Source organism: Terriglobus roseus (genome assembly GCF_900102185.1).
Lineage (GTDB): Bacteria > Acidobacteriota > Terriglobia > Terriglobales > Acidobacteriaceae > Terriglobus > Terriglobus roseus_A.
The window spans coordinates 903,671-918,903 of sequence record NZ_LT629690.1; the positions used below are offsets into that span (position 1 = coordinate 903,671).

9 protein-coding genes are annotated in these 15,233 nt (G+C 53.9%); 4 read left to right on the top strand and 5 right to left on the bottom strand.

From position 1 onward, the window contains the following. Positions 1–54 precede the first annotated feature (54 nt). The 5 genes from BLT38_RS03930 to BLT38_RS03950 all read right to left on the bottom strand — a co-directional run bounded on the left by BLT38_RS03930 (position 55) and on the right by BLT38_RS03950 (position 6,615). Positions 55–1,539: a Dyp-type peroxidase gene (locus BLT38_RS03930; protein WP_083344013.1), complete on the bottom strand. Its 1,485-nt coding sequence runs from the start codon at positions 1,537–1,539 to the stop codon at positions 55–57. Between the two features lie 15 nt (positions 1,540–1,554). Beyond that, positions 1,555–2,847, bottom strand: a complete 1,293-nt coding sequence (locus BLT38_RS03935; RefSeq protein ID WP_083344014.1) for a hypothetical protein — start codon at positions 2,845–2,847, stop codon at positions 1,555–1,557. Then, the gene (locus tag BLT38_RS03940; protein ID WP_083344015.1) at positions 2,844–4,082 is read right to left on the bottom strand and encodes a hypothetical protein; all 1,239 of its coding nucleotides are present in this window, start codon (positions 4,080–4,082) and stop codon (positions 2,844–2,846) included. The genes BLT38_RS03935 and BLT38_RS03940 overlap by 4 nt, the downstream gene beginning before the upstream one ends. Positions 4,083–4,151: 69 nt before the next feature. After that, entirely contained in the window at positions 4,152–4,592 is a 441-nt protein-coding gene (locus BLT38_RS03945; protein ID WP_083344016.1) for a hypothetical protein, read from the bottom strand. Positions 4,593–4,725: 133 nt separating this feature from the next. Then, positions 4,726–6,615: a GMC family oxidoreductase gene (locus BLT38_RS03950; protein ID WP_083344017.1), complete on the bottom strand. Its 1,890-nt coding sequence runs from the start codon at positions 6,613–6,615 to the stop codon at positions 4,726–4,728. A gap of 223 nt (positions 6,616–6,838) precedes the next feature. Between BLT38_RS03950 and BLT38_RS03955 the strand changes: the two genes are divergently transcribed. The 4 genes from BLT38_RS03955 (at position 6,839) to BLT38_RS03970 (ending at position 15,231) form a co-directional block, all read left to right on the top strand. Continuing rightward, positions 6,839–9,289: a hypothetical protein gene (locus tag BLT38_RS03955; RefSeq protein ID WP_083344018.1), complete on the top strand. Its 2,451-nt coding sequence runs from the start codon at positions 6,839–6,841 to the stop codon at positions 9,287–9,289. Between the two features lie 221 nt (positions 9,290–9,510). Further along, on the top strand, positions 9,511–10,851 hold the full coding sequence (locus tag BLT38_RS03960) for a TolC family protein (protein WP_083344019.1): 1,341 nt from the start codon (positions 9,511–9,513) through the stop codon (positions 10,849–10,851). 1 nt (position 10,852) lies between these two features. Further along, positions 10,853–12,115: an efflux RND transporter periplasmic adaptor subunit gene (locus tag BLT38_RS03965; protein WP_083344020.1), complete on the top strand. Its 1,263-nt coding sequence runs from the start codon at positions 10,853–10,855 to the stop codon at positions 12,113–12,115. Next, positions 12,115–15,231, top strand: coding sequence for an efflux RND transporter permease subunit (locus tag BLT38_RS03970; protein WP_083344021.1), 3,117 nt, complete (start codon positions 12,115–12,117; stop codon positions 15,229–15,231). The genes BLT38_RS03965 and BLT38_RS03970 overlap by 1 nt, the downstream gene beginning before the upstream one ends. The last annotated feature ends 2 nt before the right edge of the window (positions 15,232–15,233 follow it).

Genomic DNA, 15,233 nt, shown 5'->3' on the forward strand with positions numbered 1-15,233 from the left:
ATTGCGAGAGCAAACGATGTCGGCCATTTAAGTAAGAACGGCAGATTCCACTTGTTATTCGCGAGATTGTCCAATCGCCGTTAGGTAACGCAACGTGGCTAGCGAAGGTAGAAAGAAGTATGCACCACCACGTACGCGTACGAAACGGGGAATTCCCCCGACAGTTCTACGTTCCCCCAATTGTTCCGATGGCAGAGTGAAACTATCAGGCGGTGCAGCACCTTCAATGCGTTCGCGGCTACCCAGTAGCGGATCGCTTTCATCTGTGAGTGCGTCAAACTTTGTGCTCATCAACCAGGCACTTTGTAGGAACTCGAACTGCCGCGCGAGGTTGGCATTCAGGCACATGAAATGAATTCCTTCGTGTGTACTCGTTTCGTCTGTCTGTGTCGAAATAGGAGTGTTTTTGAATTCGCGACCGCGTCGAAGGATGCGGTGGAATCTTGACGAGGCCTTGGCATCAGAGTTCAAGGTTTTCTCGCCGAGGCCTAAAAGAGTGAGCAGCCGTTTAATGCCGCTGACCGGAGGTGAAGGCAGGTCCCCATTGCGCGGGTTTGCTCGGCGAATGTGCGCGCCAAACGGGCACTTCAGGCCGTCAGGGTCCGAAGCAAAATCAAAATGATTGCGATTATCATTCGTATCAACACCTGGAATGGGACTGCTGGATAGCGGCACCAATGGCGTGCCATCCTTTCTGCGTCCAACCATTGCTTCGGCCATCATTTCCGCAGTTGCTTCATCCTCAGAGTGTCCACGAATGAAACGCCAGAATTCGTCTACGTTTTGTTCCAGCGTACGAAGCACGAGATACGATCCGTTGCGCCCGAAGTCGCGCATGTTTGGCTGATCCTCTGCGACGGGAAGCAGATCGGCTGACGATGCGTCAGAAGGTAACAGTGGCCTATCGGTGTAGCGGTTGTATTCGTTGGGATAACCGAGCAGAACCTCGCCGAGAGTGATGCGGTTGGTGTAAGTATCCTCAATCTGTTGAGGAACTCGCGATCGCTCCCAATCGAGTTCCGGCTGACTCACTCCGTCTGTAAATCCGAACGGCTCTGTACCGCCGAGGTACGAAGTGTTGAGTTCACTGACAACGCGAAATGCTTCGTTCCACCCGCCTGACTGAATGGCTTCTTTCCACGCATCCAGTCCGCCTGGGCGGGCGTAGAGCATCACAAGCACATCGACCTTGTTGTTCTCAGATCCCCAGAACCACTGCTCAGGTGCGCTCTCGCCGACATCGCCCAATAACCGTGCACGAGCGTTGTTGTTCAAACCCGTTTTGAATTCAGTTGAGAATTGCGACAGCAAAGCGGATGAGCATCCAAGCTTCGTTAATCCCTCATACGTGAACGCAACCTGAAGCGCAGTCTGTGGAGCGTCAGAGAGTGCGACCGCATTGGTCACGGGAGCTGTTTCGATCCAGCCCCGCGTCTTCTCCGCGTCCTTGATCGTGGCCAGAAGGAAACAGCAGTCTGTTAATTTGCCGTAGCCAAAACGCACAATGCCTTGAATGGCTTCAAACTCAACCGAACCCATACGTCCTCGCTCACCTTAGATCAACGCTAGCCAAGCTGCTGCCTCTTTTTCGCTCATAGATTGTTTTTCCAGGCCCGCACGAATCAGCAGGTTGCGATGTTTATTCGCCGCCGTAAGTCCGGGATGCGCGTTGAACCAAACTTCGGTTGGCAACTGGTGTCTACGCAAAACACGCTTGAATGTTTGTTCGTCCTGACACCCATCCAGCAGCAACCATCTGGTGCGTGGATAGCCGATACCGTTGCTGAAAGTTATGTTCAGACCAAAGCCGACTTTATTGATGAAGTCGTCCATGTAGCTTTCCAGACTGCCGTCGTAGATGCTGGAAAATAGCATGCGCTGACCGCCATCCATGAAGACCCAACGTGCAAAGTGAATTGTGGAAACACGGGCAAGATTTCCGCTGTGGTAAAGATGACGCGCAGCGTAGTCAGTAAACAGAAGAAGAAGCCGAACAACCCACAGTCGCAACCGGCCAGGCTTCAAGCTACCGAAGACGTTGAATTGATTTGTAACGTCTTGGTTTTCCATCTCCAGAAGCTTTTCTGAATGATTCGGGTCGACCGGAGGCGCTATAGCGGGATCGTTCTTTTCCCAGTGCCGTATTTGCAGGATCAAGAAGGGAAGAAGAATCAGTAGAAGTGGCGAGAAGAGAAGAAAAACGACGGGAACGAGAATAAGATTCAATGCGTTTTGAATGCGCCACGCGATGGGAGTTGGTATAGGAGACGTAAGCCGAAGCTCACCCTGCGCCTTGGATCTATCTACTGTGGCTTGGAGAGCAAGTCGAACATTCTCTGCGGAATCCGCGCGCATGTCTTCCTTTAGCTTTTGCTTCAGAAATCGTCGCAGCGTTTCTTCTTCTCTTACCTGAACGACAGTGCGACCGCGCCAGTTTACGTAGGTTGCGGCTGCATCCGTCCGACTTGCATTGAGCCAGTCTCCTAAATCAGATCCATCTTTGTAGGTGGAGCAGTTGGTGAATAGCTTTACCAAGCCTGCTCGTGCTACGCGAACGAGATCGTTGCGAAACGTCGACTCTTCACCATCGATTTCAGCAAGAAAGACGAGATATTCAGGCAAACCGGTTGTGGGCAGACCATAGACTGCTCGGTCTGCGTTAGCAAGATCCTGCACTACGAGCAAACGTGCAAAGTGAAGCTGTGGGAAGGTGTGAAGCGGAATGAGATCGTTCTGCGGATCGTAGACACCTGGTTTCTTGTTCATACCGCAGAGAAGCTGATGAACTACCGCCGCAGCTCCGGGCCGAAGCGGCGCGGCGTACATTACGCTGGCCTGAGGCGTCATGGCAGATCACTCGGCGTCGGCTCAAAATGGGGCTCCGAATTCATGCGGTGCCGTAGCTCTGAAAGAGTGGCGTACATCACCTTGCGCGCTCGGCTTTGATTGCCAAGTGGACGATGGTCCGCGATACAGTGCCAGGGATTGAAGGAGAGAAGCCGCGCCATTTGTATGGCGTATGCGAAGCTGACGGCCTGCTGCGGTAAGCGCAATGTCGCCACCGTAACCCGCGGAGAGAGTTTTTCCGGCCACAACACACCTGCATTTTCCAGAGGCATTCGAAACGAATCGGTCTGAACTTGCACCTTCATTTCGAAGTCGACTGTTTCACTCGAAAGCCGACTTTCCAAGGCGAGGCGGAGATAGTCGTCGGGCGGTCGCCGAGGGAGGCGCGGAACCGGTGTACGGTGATTCGACGCAGGCCAGAATGAGTACTGCATCGCTTGGCCTTCGCCCATGAGGTAAGGGACACAACTGAAGTACGGCGCCTCCAATGGGCTACTTTGCGTCTTTGTCCACAGGCCTTGCATGAGCAGATCGAGGATATGGCTCTGCGTGAAATTCAGGAAGTGGTAGATGGATGCATTCTGTAGGCTGGCACGTTGAAGGTTTGCATTCGACTTTATGTCGCCTGTAACAAAGGTGGGTGTGCAGACCGCGAGAAAGTCCTGGGTGAACTTTTCTTCCTGCATCAGCTTTGGCCCCGGAACATCCATGAGCTTTACGCTAATGCTCATGAAACCTACGTCATCGATGTCGGGTGTGATGTAAGGGCCTGGTCCTGAAAAACGCACAAAGGCAGGGAAGGTACGGGCCTCGCCAAAGATGCCTTTCGCAAGATGAGTTGGCAATGCGTCGTGCACGATGAATTCACCGCGAACGATGCCATGAGTTTTTGTATTTCCTCCCCGCTCAAAACGTCCGGGTTTCCAGAGGCCAGTCATTTGTTGACGAAAGCTGGCGATAACATCCTGGTTAAATTCGTTTTCGTGGGGCAATAGCTTTTCTTCGGCCAGTGCCAGATGTTCGTTGACACGACGCGCGTTCATGAATGCTGTGGTCAAGCGCGCAACTGGGTCTCGCAGTGTCGCGTCGAATGCGGGGCGGAACCAAGGGTCGACACGCCGCTCTATCTGGATAAGACGGGTCAACACATCCGCTGTGATGTCTTTGATCCGTGAACCAGTTTGGGCCTTTGGGATTGGTTGGTCTGGATTGGCTTCGGCACGGGGATCAACCATCCACATACTCCCGAAACAGCGTTTCAAGTTGTCCTGAATCTGAGAGGACAGGCGGGTTTAGATAAGGACTTATGCCGCAGGAAATTGGAGCGAGAAATGAATCGTCCTCTTCGTGTCCCAATAGACGAGGCCAAGGTAAAGCTGCGGGGCAATGAGACGAATTTCATCGCGCACATGCTTCGCCAAGAGCGATGTCTTCGAATAATCGAGGATGATGCAGTCCTTCCCGTCGAAAAGGCTCGGGCCAACGTAGACCTGCGCAACGATTGCATTCACTCCCAGAGACGAGATGCGATTGGTCAACGTTCCGTGCTTGGCATCAAAGGTTTTTCCCTGCCAGGCAAAGATATTAACGATCGACGCAATGTCATGCGTGAACTTCGTACCGGGCGCAAGAATAGCCCTGCCATCGGCCTCACCATTGGGTATGGGGCCGACAGTGCCGCCTTTGAAGGCGTCGTCCAACTCACTGTCAGAAAGATTCAGAAGATCAGATGCGGAATAAGACATGCACACCACCTTGTTGCCCTATGGCAAACTCGCTACGAATGCGGCTGTGGGGACTGCTCAGGCAACACTATTCGCTTGATCCTTCTGTATGTCAATAAAAAACGGGATGACCACGCGGCCGGAGCTGAACAATCTATGACGAAGACGTGTGTGCATCCTGCAGGATGTCGGCTGCGGCTTTCTCTCCGATCATGTAAACCGGGCATGCCAGAAAGAAGCCCGGGATGCGTGGAAAGATTGACGCATCCACTACGCGTAGCCCTGCAGTCCCGTGCACTCTGAAGCGACTGTCAATAACGCCACCGCTTTCTGCATCTCCTATAGGACAAGTGCAGGATGCGTGATGCCCCCAGGCCTGCGCTCGAATATATTCACGAATCCGATCGGGTGTATCGATCGCTGTACCGGGAAATTCCTCTTTCTCAATTAGCCCTTTGTCTACTAACGACGAACTGATCGAACGTACGAATTCAAGTCCTTCAACAACCGCATTGAGATCTTCATCATTATCCGGAGTGCCTTCCTCGAAGTAGGCGAAATCGATCAACGGAGTGTCTTTGGGGTTGGCTGATCGTAGAGAAACGGTACCGGCGCGGTTGTTGGTGTGCGCCTTTAACACGGCCCATGTGAGGCAGTTTGAATCGGTAATGAATTCGCGAGAGTATCCGGGGAAGTAGCCTTTGAAGCTGCCGAGAAATGCAACACAGAAGAGGTCTGGAGCAATTCGATCACCGGAGCGGCGGAACACCGCAAGCACAGCGCCGTTTGTCGCATAGGCGCCACTGCGGCAACGTTTCCACTTAGCGAACTGCGGATCGGTGGTGTCAAACCGAGCATCCTTCAGGATGTGCCAAGCAGAGAATTTCATCCGGTACACAACGCTGATCTCGTACCTGTCTTGAAGATTCTTCCCCACGCCCGCAAGATGTTTTCGTAATGGGATTCCGAAGTGAGCGAGATGCTCCTGAGGTCCCACACCAGAAAGCATTAGTAGCTGCGGTGTATTGAATGCACCACCGCTTAGAATCACTTCACGGCTCGCGAAGATCGACTTACGCTCTCCTGTGGAGTCATTGGGATTGGCATGTGCGCGGTACAGCTTCTCGCCCTTCAGATATTCGACTCCGATGGCGCGATTCTCATCATCAAAAAGGATACGAGTCGCAAGAGCGTTCAACTCCACACGAAGCCGATCGGGATAACGCTTCTGCACATCAAGAAGTCGTTCACGTGTGCCATTCCGCGCGTGGCCATGTGTCGTTAATGGAAGATACCGAAGGCCAAATGCATCTTCTCCGCACGTCCGTGAGTCGTTCGGATCGAGCAGACTTTGCAGGAACCATCGCAGACGCTGCCTGAAATGGCCAAGCTCCTGATTAGCATTTTGCGCAGAAAATAGAATGGTATTCAGCAGGTCGCGGTTGGCGAGGGACAACATCGGGATAGCTTTTTCCGTGTGGAGCCATCCATTGAATCCGTGGCGAGAGGGGTTGAAACCGAAGAGAGCTGCGAACCGCAGAAGCGGAAGATAATGACAGTTCTCCAACTTCTGAAAGTGGCGGCGCATTGTTTTCGGATTCCAACCAGGGTCGCCCGTTAGAGCTTCAATGGCCGCCCAATCTTCATCTGCGGGATACACAAAGATCATCGCGTTGTGGGCTGTACATCCGCCCAGTGTTCCAGCCCGTGGATACAGGACTCCATCTACCGGCTTGCCGTCATAGTCCTTGCCGTATTTAGGATCTTTTTCCTGTTGCTGCTGATTCCGATAGTGTCGAACGAAGAAGTCCCAACGGAGCGCTTCATTCTCAGAGGCGAATGGATGAAAGCAAGGGACATCGTAGGTCGTGGGGAGTCGAGCAGCATCTGCATAAGCAGGATCTCCGCCCTGTAGCAATCGAGGGTCACCACCGGCTTCCAGTAACACCACCGTGTGCCCTGCCTCAGCCAGTCGTGCTGCCACAGTGCCGCCTCCGGCTCCAGAACCAACAACGATGTACTCTGCTTCGGCAATCTGGTCCATCGGTCTCCTCAAGACAATCGTTGCTAATGCTAGCCTCGTGCATCCGGCCGGGAACGCAAGTATGTAAAACACAGGAATTTGGGTATCAGGGAACTGCCGGTGCAATTCAGATTGTTGATTACATTGCGCTCTGCGTGTGGTAAAAAGTACACCTTCCTGGTTCGTTTCACTTCGTGGCGTTGAATAAGGCAGTATCCCCTACTTAGCCAGGTCCGGAGATCGCATGAGCGTACTGAAGCGTCTTGCGTGGGTAATCGTTGCTCTGGTTGTTTGCGCGTTGATTGTGGTGTACTTCTTTATCCACCCAATCATCCTCTTCCATCCCAAAGATGAAGCCATGCGCGCAGGTCGCGCCGCTGCATCGTTTCCGGCTGCGGATGAAGATTACTACCACGATATGGACGGCGCCATATCCCTTACTCCTGAAGAGATCAAGGGACGCAACATGTGGATCGCCTGGACGGGAGGCGACGACCGCCTCTGGGACACGCTGGCTACCACCAGCTTAGGCACGCTTGATTTTTTGAAGACCCTTTCTTCGCGTCCAGGGCTCAAAGCATCTCGCAGCAATCGGTGGGACTACTTGGGTCTTGTGAATGAGCCATGCTATATCCAGGCGACCGGACCCGATCCGAAACGATATGGGCTATGGCTCGATACGCGCGATCCCGCGTGCGGTCCCGAGCCTTTTGAAAACGAGGCCAAGTATCCCGGTGTGCAGCTTGGAGCGCGTGGCAAGAACATTCCAGCCGGTTCGTTTTATGGATACGCCACGGGCATCGTTGGCCTCAGACTCTTTCCCAACCCCGAGTTCGACGAAAAGGCGGCGAAGCACTGGGACCCGGTACGCTATTACACCGATCCCACGTACTACAACGACAAGAACCTCGTAAGGCCGTACCGAGTGGGTATGTCTTGCGGCTTTTGCCATGTGGGTCCGAATCCGCTTAAGCCACCAGCCGATCCAGAAAATCCCAAATGGGAGAACCTGAGCTCTAACGTCGGCGCGCAGTACTTCTGGATCGACCGTATCTTTGCGTGGCAGTCCGATATGAGCAGTTTTCCCGTGCAACTGTTTCATGCTTCACGCCCGGGAACGCTGGATACTTCGCTCATCTCGACCGACAACATCAACAACCCGCGAAGCATGAACGCGGTGTACGATCTGCCGTCGCGCATGGCAGCGGCGCAACGCTGGGGACGCGAGACGTTGCGAGGCGGTGAACAGGACAACAAACAATTAAACGACTTCATTTCGTCTGGTCCTCTGACGAACTTCTACCAGGCCCCGGACCTGGTAGAGACGCCACGCGTGCTGAAGGACGGAGCCGACTCAGTAGGTGTTCTTGGCGCGCTAAATCGTGTCTATCTCAACATCGGACTCTACAGCGAAGAGTGGACGAAGCATTTCCGTCCGCTTGTCGGAGGTCAGGATGTTAGTCCAATCCTGATCAAGACGGCGAATGAGAAGTCGGTGTACTGGCAGGTGACACAACAACAAACGCCCAACATGGCGTTGTTCTTCCTGAAGAGCACTGCGGGACATCATTTGAAAGATGCTCCTGGTGGCGAGGCTTACCTGACGAAGGATCAAGCTCAACTGGAGCATGGCAAGACTGTATTTGCAGATCGCTGCGCACGCTGCCATTCCAGCAAGATTCCTCAGCCCGCTCCGGGACTTGATCCGAACGGGTGCTCTGGTAAGGATTACCTCAACTGTTGGAATCGTTACTGGGCGTGGACGAAGACCGATGATTTTAAGACGAAGATGCAGGCCATCGTGCATCAGCCTGACTTCCTTGAGAACAACTATTTATCCACAGACCAGCGTGTTCCTGTAACGCTACTCAAGACCAACGCATGCAGTCCATTAGCCACCAACGCAATCGCGGGAAATATCTGGGATAACTTCTCCTCCAGTACGTACAAGGATCTTCCGTCTGCTGGAACCATCACCGTGTATCACCCATACACGGGTGAGCCGAGCCAGTATGTGCTTCCCGCAGGTGGGCGTGGATACACCAGGCCGCCTTCGTTGATAAGCGCATGGTCGACCGCACCGTTCCTACTGAATAACAGTGTCGGAACCTTTGACCCAAGCCCGTCGGTTGAAGCACGTATGCGATCGTTCCAGGATTCGATTGAAAAGATGCTGTGGCCAGAGCGTCGTGACAAAGACACTTTGCTCCCGGACAAGGTTCCAGGCGTGATTGACCGTACAACGCAGGAAAGCTATCTATCGGTCCCGGCCGGGTTCATTCCTCCTGCATTGCGACCATTGCTCAGTCCGGGCAGCAGGCTCTTGCCCGCCGTCTTTGGTGAAGATTCGATTCGTATCGGTCCTATTCCAGCCGGCACTCCTGTTGATCTGCTTGCAAACCTGGATCTGCTCGGCGAGGGTGTGAGCCCGGCGGAACGTCCGGCACGGCAGGAGCGAGTCGTGAAGCTATTGGTGAAGCTGAAGCTTGATCTTGCGAAACTGCCCGCTGGAGCTACCAACGAGCAGGCACAACAGGTATTCGCAAACCTGCTGCCGGAGATGCTCGCCCTTAGCAAGTGCCCAGACTACGTTTCCAACCGTGGGCACTACTTCGGCACAAGTTATGCGCACGAAGAGCCAGCTCTTACGGATGCGGACAAACGAGCACTGATCGAATTTATCAAGACCTTTTGAACCCGATGCGAAACGGCCATTGCACGCACAATGGCCGTTTTGTGTCTTGGTGTGAGCTGTATGAACGGCACTGTCTAGGCACGCCACCACTCGATGCCTCGGAGTGGCTCTGCCGATACGGTCTTCCTCATTCCGGCCGGTTTATTGCATACGAGGACGATTTCTCTCGATTGACGATGCCTTTTAAGCCTCGCTTAAGGTTTGAAAAGTACCGTTGCATTATGGAGTTCCGCGCGAAAGTTTCTTCAGGGATTGGCACCGTACTGATTGCCCTCAGTTCGATCAGTGTCGCCCAACAGGTGCAGGTAACAACGCCGAGGCATTTGACGCTGCCAGATGCCATCCAGCTGGCTAAAGCGAATGAGCCTACCTTCGCCACGGCGTTGGCTACGCAACAGAGCGCAAAGATCGATGCCTACCTTGCGAAGGCGGCGCTGTTGCCTTCCGCCACGTACCACAACCAAATGCTCTACACCCAGCCGAATGGGCAAACAAATCAGGGCGGGCAAGTGGGTGCGCAGGCTTCGCCGATATTTATTGCAAACAACGCGGTTCATGAGTACGTGAGCCAGGCTGTTGTCGACGAGAAGGTCGGCTGGAAGGGCATCGCAGATGCCCAGGTAGCGTCTGCGAATTCCGCTCGTGCGGCGGCAGAGCTTGAGGTCGCACGGCGTGGCCTCGTTGCAACAGTTGTTTCGCTTTATTACGCCGTAAGTTCTTCAGCGGCAAAAGCTCGGGTTCAGACAGAAGCCTTTGCAGAAGCGAAGGACTTCACCACAACGACACAGCAGCGAGAAGCTGCCCGTGAGGTTGCGCATGCAGATGTTGTGAAGGCCCAGTTGCAGATGCAGCAGAAGCAGCGAGACTTGAGCGATGCCAAGGTCGCAGAGCAAAAAGCCACGCTGGAGCTTGCTGTGCTCATGTTTCCTGATCCGCGCACTCCGTATACGACAGACCCGCCACCAGTATCACGCAACCTTCCCACCAAGGAAGAGGTTGATCAGGCAGCATCAACGAACAATCCGGAGATACGAAGCGCGCTGGCTGGATTACGAGCGGCGAATGCGGGTGTGACTTCTGCGAGGGCGGCGTATTTACCGGATCTGGGGTTGAACTTCACCTACGGAATCGATGCGCCTCAATTTGCAAAGCGGGGCCCGGATGATGTTCGCAATCTTGGATATTCCATCAGTGGCACCATCGATATCCCCGTGTGGGATTGGTTCTCAACTCAAAAGCGAGTGAAACAGAGTGAGATTCAACGCGACGCTGCGAAAGTGACACTAACAGCCGCACAACGACGACTCATCGCAACACTTGAGGAAAGCTATACGGAAGCGGCTGCAGCGCGTGATCAGCTCGATCTGCTGGACCAGAGTGTGGTGACTGCGGAAGAGAGTCTTCGACTTACCAAGTTGCGTTATTCGGCCGGAGAATCAAGCGCTCTGGAAGTTGTGGATGCGCAAAACTCGTTTCTTGCGGCGCGCACGGCACAGGCGGATGGCGTCGTGCGATACGAAGCTGCCCTTGCTTCACTTCAAATTCTTACAGGAACCCTCTGACATGATCTGCCGTTCATTCAAGCCAATTAAGCTCGTTGTTTCGTTGCTCTGTGTTGCGTCGATAGGTGGCTGCAAGAAGGCTGTGGACGAAGCACCTCCTGCAGTTGTTACCGTGGAAGCAGAGAAGCCCGAACGCGGAGAGATTTCCGAACATATTGCTGCAGATGCGACCCTATCGCCTCTGGCGCAAGCAGCCATTTCGCCCAAGATCACAGCGCCTGTGCGGACGTTTTATGTGCAACGTGGTTCAAAGGTGAAGGCTGGGCAGCTGCTTGCGGTATTGGAGAATCGAGATCTCGCAGGGCAGGCACTGGACAACCAGGGACAATACACAGCAGCGCAGGCTTCATTTCAGATGCAGACGCAGGCCCAGGTACCGGAAGACTATGCCAAAGCCGAGTTGGACGTTGCTCAGGCGAAAGCACAGTTGAAGTTGCAGGGAGAGATTGTTGCGGCGCGCCAAAAGCTGTTGCAGGAGGGGGCAATTGCCGGACGCGATTACGATACCGCGGTGGCGGCGCTTGCGCAGGCGCAGGTTGCATACGACACTGCGTCCAATCATCTTCATTCACTGAAGAGTGTTTCCAGCGAAGCCACGAAACGGCAGGCGCAAGGTCAGCTTTCATCCGCTAAAGGAAAGTATGAAGCCGCAGAAGCGCAGGTGTCGTACTCACAGATTCATACGCCAATTTCCGGTGTGGTGACAGATCGTCCTTTGTTTCCGGGAGAAACAGCCAATACAGGTACACCGCTGATCACGGTGATGGATACGTCATCCCTTTTAGCAAAAGTTCATCTTTCGCAGATCGTCGCACAGAGACTCAGTTTGGGAGATGGAGCATCAGTCACAGTACCGGGTGTTGATGAGCCTGTCACCGGCAAGGTCAATCTGATCAGCCCTGCGCTTGACCCTGGGAGCACGACGGTTGAGGTGTGGTTGAAGATCGACAATACCGCAGGAAAGTACAAGGCGGGAACTCCTGTTCACACATCCATCATCGGTCGCACCGTGCCGAACGCTGTGAAGATTCCGCTGGAAGCAGTTCTGACTGCTGAAGATGGCAGCAAGTCCGTCATGGTCGTAAACAATGACGGAACGGCGCACAAAGTAGCGGTACAGCTCGGAATAAATGATGGCGAAGATACGCAGGTAGTACAGGGGCTCAACGGCTCAGAAACCGTGATTACGAAGGGCGCTTACGGACTGGATGAAGGAACCAAAGTAAAGGTCGGCAAGCCTGGGGCTGAGGGAGAGGACAAGTAATGGAAGGTCGTCTTCTCGCAACAGATCAGAAGCCATACTGGCTCGTACGTTTTCGCGGACCGATCTTTTTCTTTCTGATCGTGCTGTCCCTTGCTGGAATCTATGCGGCGCAAAAGGTCCCGATCTCCGTGTTCCCGGACACCAATTTTCCGCGTGTAGTCATTGGTGTCGACAACGGTGTGATGCCCGTTGATCAGATGCAGGTAACTGTCACCAAGCCCATTGAAGATGCTGTAAATTCGGTGCCCGGCCTGGTAACAGTACGATCCAATACCAGCCGCGGATCAGCGGAAGTCAGCCTCTTCTTCGACTGGAATGTGGATATGTTCCGCACGCTGCAGTTGGTGGACGCAGCGTTAAGCAAAGCTCGACAGACCCTACCTGCTACAGCCACAATCACGACTAATCGTCTTACTTTTGCCACCTTTCCTATTCTTGGCTACAGCCTGACTTCAAACCGTCTTTCGCAGACGCAGCTATGGGAGCTGGCAACGTATCAACTAAAGCCCCCTATTAACCGTGTTGCCGGTGTGAGTACGGTCACGGTGCAAGGCGGTAAGGTCCCTGAGTTTCACATTGTGCCGAACATGGCACGTATGCAAACTGCCGGTGTCACGATCCTTGATCTGGTGAATGCAGTCCAGGCGTCGAACATTATTGATTCACCTGGTCTCTACGAATCGAACCATCAACTTGTCTTAGGGCTTGTGGGAGCTCAGGCGCATGACGCCTCTGAGTTGGGCCGGCTTGTAGTGAAGAGCACTAACAACGGTGTAGCGGTGCGTGTGTCGGATGTTGCTGCGGTGCAGCCGGGTGTGCTGCCGGTGTATACCGCTGTCACGGCTGATGGTATTCCGGCTGTTCTAATCAACATCACGCGCCAGCCATCCAGTAACACGGTAGCGGTGACAGACGCGGTTGCGGCACAGATTGAGGCGTTAAAGAAGAATCTGCCGCAGGGTGTGCAGCTCAAACCGTACTACGACCAATCGGAGCTTGTGCGTGAAAGTATCGGCAGCGTACGCGACGCCATTCTGATTGGACTGGGCCTCGCCTGCATCATTCTGTTTCTCTTCCTCGGAGATTGGTCTTCGTCTCTCGTCGCAGCATTGGTCATTCCCGTAACGGTGGCTCTTACGGTGCTTGTCTTGTGGGCGATTGGCGAGAGCTTCAATCTAATGACCCTTGGAGGACTTGCAGCTGCAATTGGCCTCGTCATCGACGATGCGATCGTGGTGGTCGAGAACATTGTTCTGCATCGAGATAACGGCGAGTCACGTGCAGAAGCGGCGCGGCTAGCGCTGAAAGAGATTGCGGTCCCACTTGTGGGCTCAACGATTACGCCAGTGGTCGTGTTCCTACCTCTCATTTCGGTCACTGGTGTTACGGGTAGCTTCTTTCGAGCACTCGCCATCACCATGACGATCTCTCTCCTAACCTCGTTGTTGCTTGCCGTAACTTGGACACCGGCGTTGAGCCTTGTTCTGTTGCGTCACACCAAGAAGGAGAATGTTTCCAACGAACACGAACAGCATGGTCGCGTGATGCAGAAAGTGCTTCACTGGCACGAGCGCGGACTTTCATGGGCATTGAGCCGACCGTTCTGGCTACTAGCGCTCTGCGGCGTGCTCATCGTGGGAACGTACGTTGGCTATCAGGCGCTTGGCTCGGACCTATTGCCTGAGATGGACGAAGGCGGTTTCATTCTTGACTACATCATGCCTGCCGGAAGTTCTCTCACAGAGACGAATCGTGTACTGGAACACGTTGACCGGATTCTTCACTCCATGCCTGAAGTGGAAAGCACTTCGCGTCGCACCGGCCTGCAGATGGGACTCGCTGCGGTGACTGAGGCCAACACAGGCGATATGACGGTAAAGCTGAAGAAGAATCGCAGTCGCGGAATTGATGAAGTCATCGCAGATGCCAGGGCTGAAATCAAGAAGACGGAACCGGGACTTGATGTGGAGTTTGTTCAGGTCCTTCAGGATATGATCAACGATCTGTCCAATGCGCCGGAGCCAATTCAAATCAAGCTCTATGCGAATGATCCAGTATTGCTCTCTGATGTTGCATCGCGTGTCGGTGAAGAGATTGGCAAGATTCCCGGCGTGGTCAGTGTTGAGAACGGTATCGAGAACACGATCAGTGGCCCCGCTACAAATTTTCAGATTGATCCAACCGTAGCTGGCCGTATGGGGTTCACTCCACAGGAAGCAGCTGAAGACGCAACATCAATTCTCGATGGAGTCACAACAACCGATCCACTGATCGCCAACGGGCGGCCATACACGGTTCGCGTCCGCTTGGGCGATGAAACCCGCAAGTCACTCGACGCCATTGAAAACACTGTATTCAACAGCGCCAGCGGCAAACTGGCAACGCTCGGCTCTCTGGCGCAGGTGACGCAGTTGCCACCGCAAAACGAGATTCGCCGTGAGAATCTACAGCGTCTGGTTGTGGTCACAGCACAGTTGCAAGGCTCTGATCTTGGCACTGCAATTTCAAAGGTGCAGCAGACGGTAGCGGCAATGCATCTGCCACCGACGGTCCACGTCGTGTATGGAGGGACTTACCAGGAGCAGCAACAATCGTTCCATGAACTGTTGCAAGTGCTGTTGATATCGCTTGCACTTGTTTTCGGAGTATTGCTAATCGAGTTTCGCAACTTTTCAGCTCCCATCGCGATTCTCTCGTCGTCGGTCCTTTCTGTTGGAGGAGTTGTACTTGCTCTGCTGATCACCGGAACAACGTTCAATGTGGCGTCGTTCATGGGCGTCATCATGGTGATTGGCATTGTGGCGAAGAACGGCATTCTGCTGCTGGATGCCGATGAGCGCTATCGGCATGAGGGCACATCTCCACGCGAAGCCATGCTGCATGCGGCGCAGCGCAGGCTTCGCCCCATCTTGATGACGGCGACAGCGGCAATTTGCGGTATGTTGCCCCTGGCGTTTGCCCTCGGCACGGGATCCCAGATGCTTCAACCTTTAGCGATTGCCGTCATCGGTGGTTTGGTGATCTCCATGGTGTTGAGCCTCATCGTCACACCAGTCATTTACTATCTGCTGACGGCAAAACGGCATGACAGCGAAGAACTGGAAGCCACGGCTTAATG

Bases quoted from the DNA above. Each gene is read 5' to 3' on its own strand.
- BLT38_RS03945 (WP_083344016.1), bottom strand. From the start codon at position 4,592: ATGTCTTATTCCGCATCTGATCTTCTGAATCTTTCTGACAGTGAGTTG.
- BLT38_RS03940 (WP_083344015.1), bottom strand. From the start codon at position 4,082: ATGGTTGATCCCCGTGCCGAAGCCAATCCAGACCAACCAATCCCAAAG.
- BLT38_RS03955 (WP_083344018.1), top strand. From the start codon at position 6,839: ATGAGCGTACTGAAGCGTCTTGCGTGGGTAATCGTTGCTCTGGTTGTT.
- BLT38_RS03930 (WP_083344013.1), bottom strand. From the start codon at position 1,539: ATGGGTTCGGTTGAGTTTGAAGCCATTCAAGGCATTGTGCGTTTTGGC.
- BLT38_RS03950 (WP_083344017.1), bottom strand. From the start codon at position 6,615: ATGGACCAGATTGCCGAAGCAGAGTACATCGTTGTTGGTTCTGGAGCC.
- BLT38_RS03935 (WP_083344014.1), bottom strand. From the start codon at position 2,847: ATGACGCCTCAGGCCAGCGTAATGTACGCCGCGCCGCTTCGGCCCGGA.
- BLT38_RS03965 (WP_083344020.1), top strand. From the start codon at position 10,853: ATGATCTGCCGTTCATTCAAGCCAATTAAGCTCGTTGTTTCGTTGCTC.
- BLT38_RS03960 (WP_083344019.1), top strand. From the start codon at position 9,511: ATGGAGTTCCGCGCGAAAGTTTCTTCAGGGATTGGCACCGTACTGATT.
- BLT38_RS03970 (WP_083344021.1), top strand. From the start codon at position 12,115: ATGGAAGGTCGTCTTCTCGCAACAGATCAGAAGCCATACTGGCTCGTA.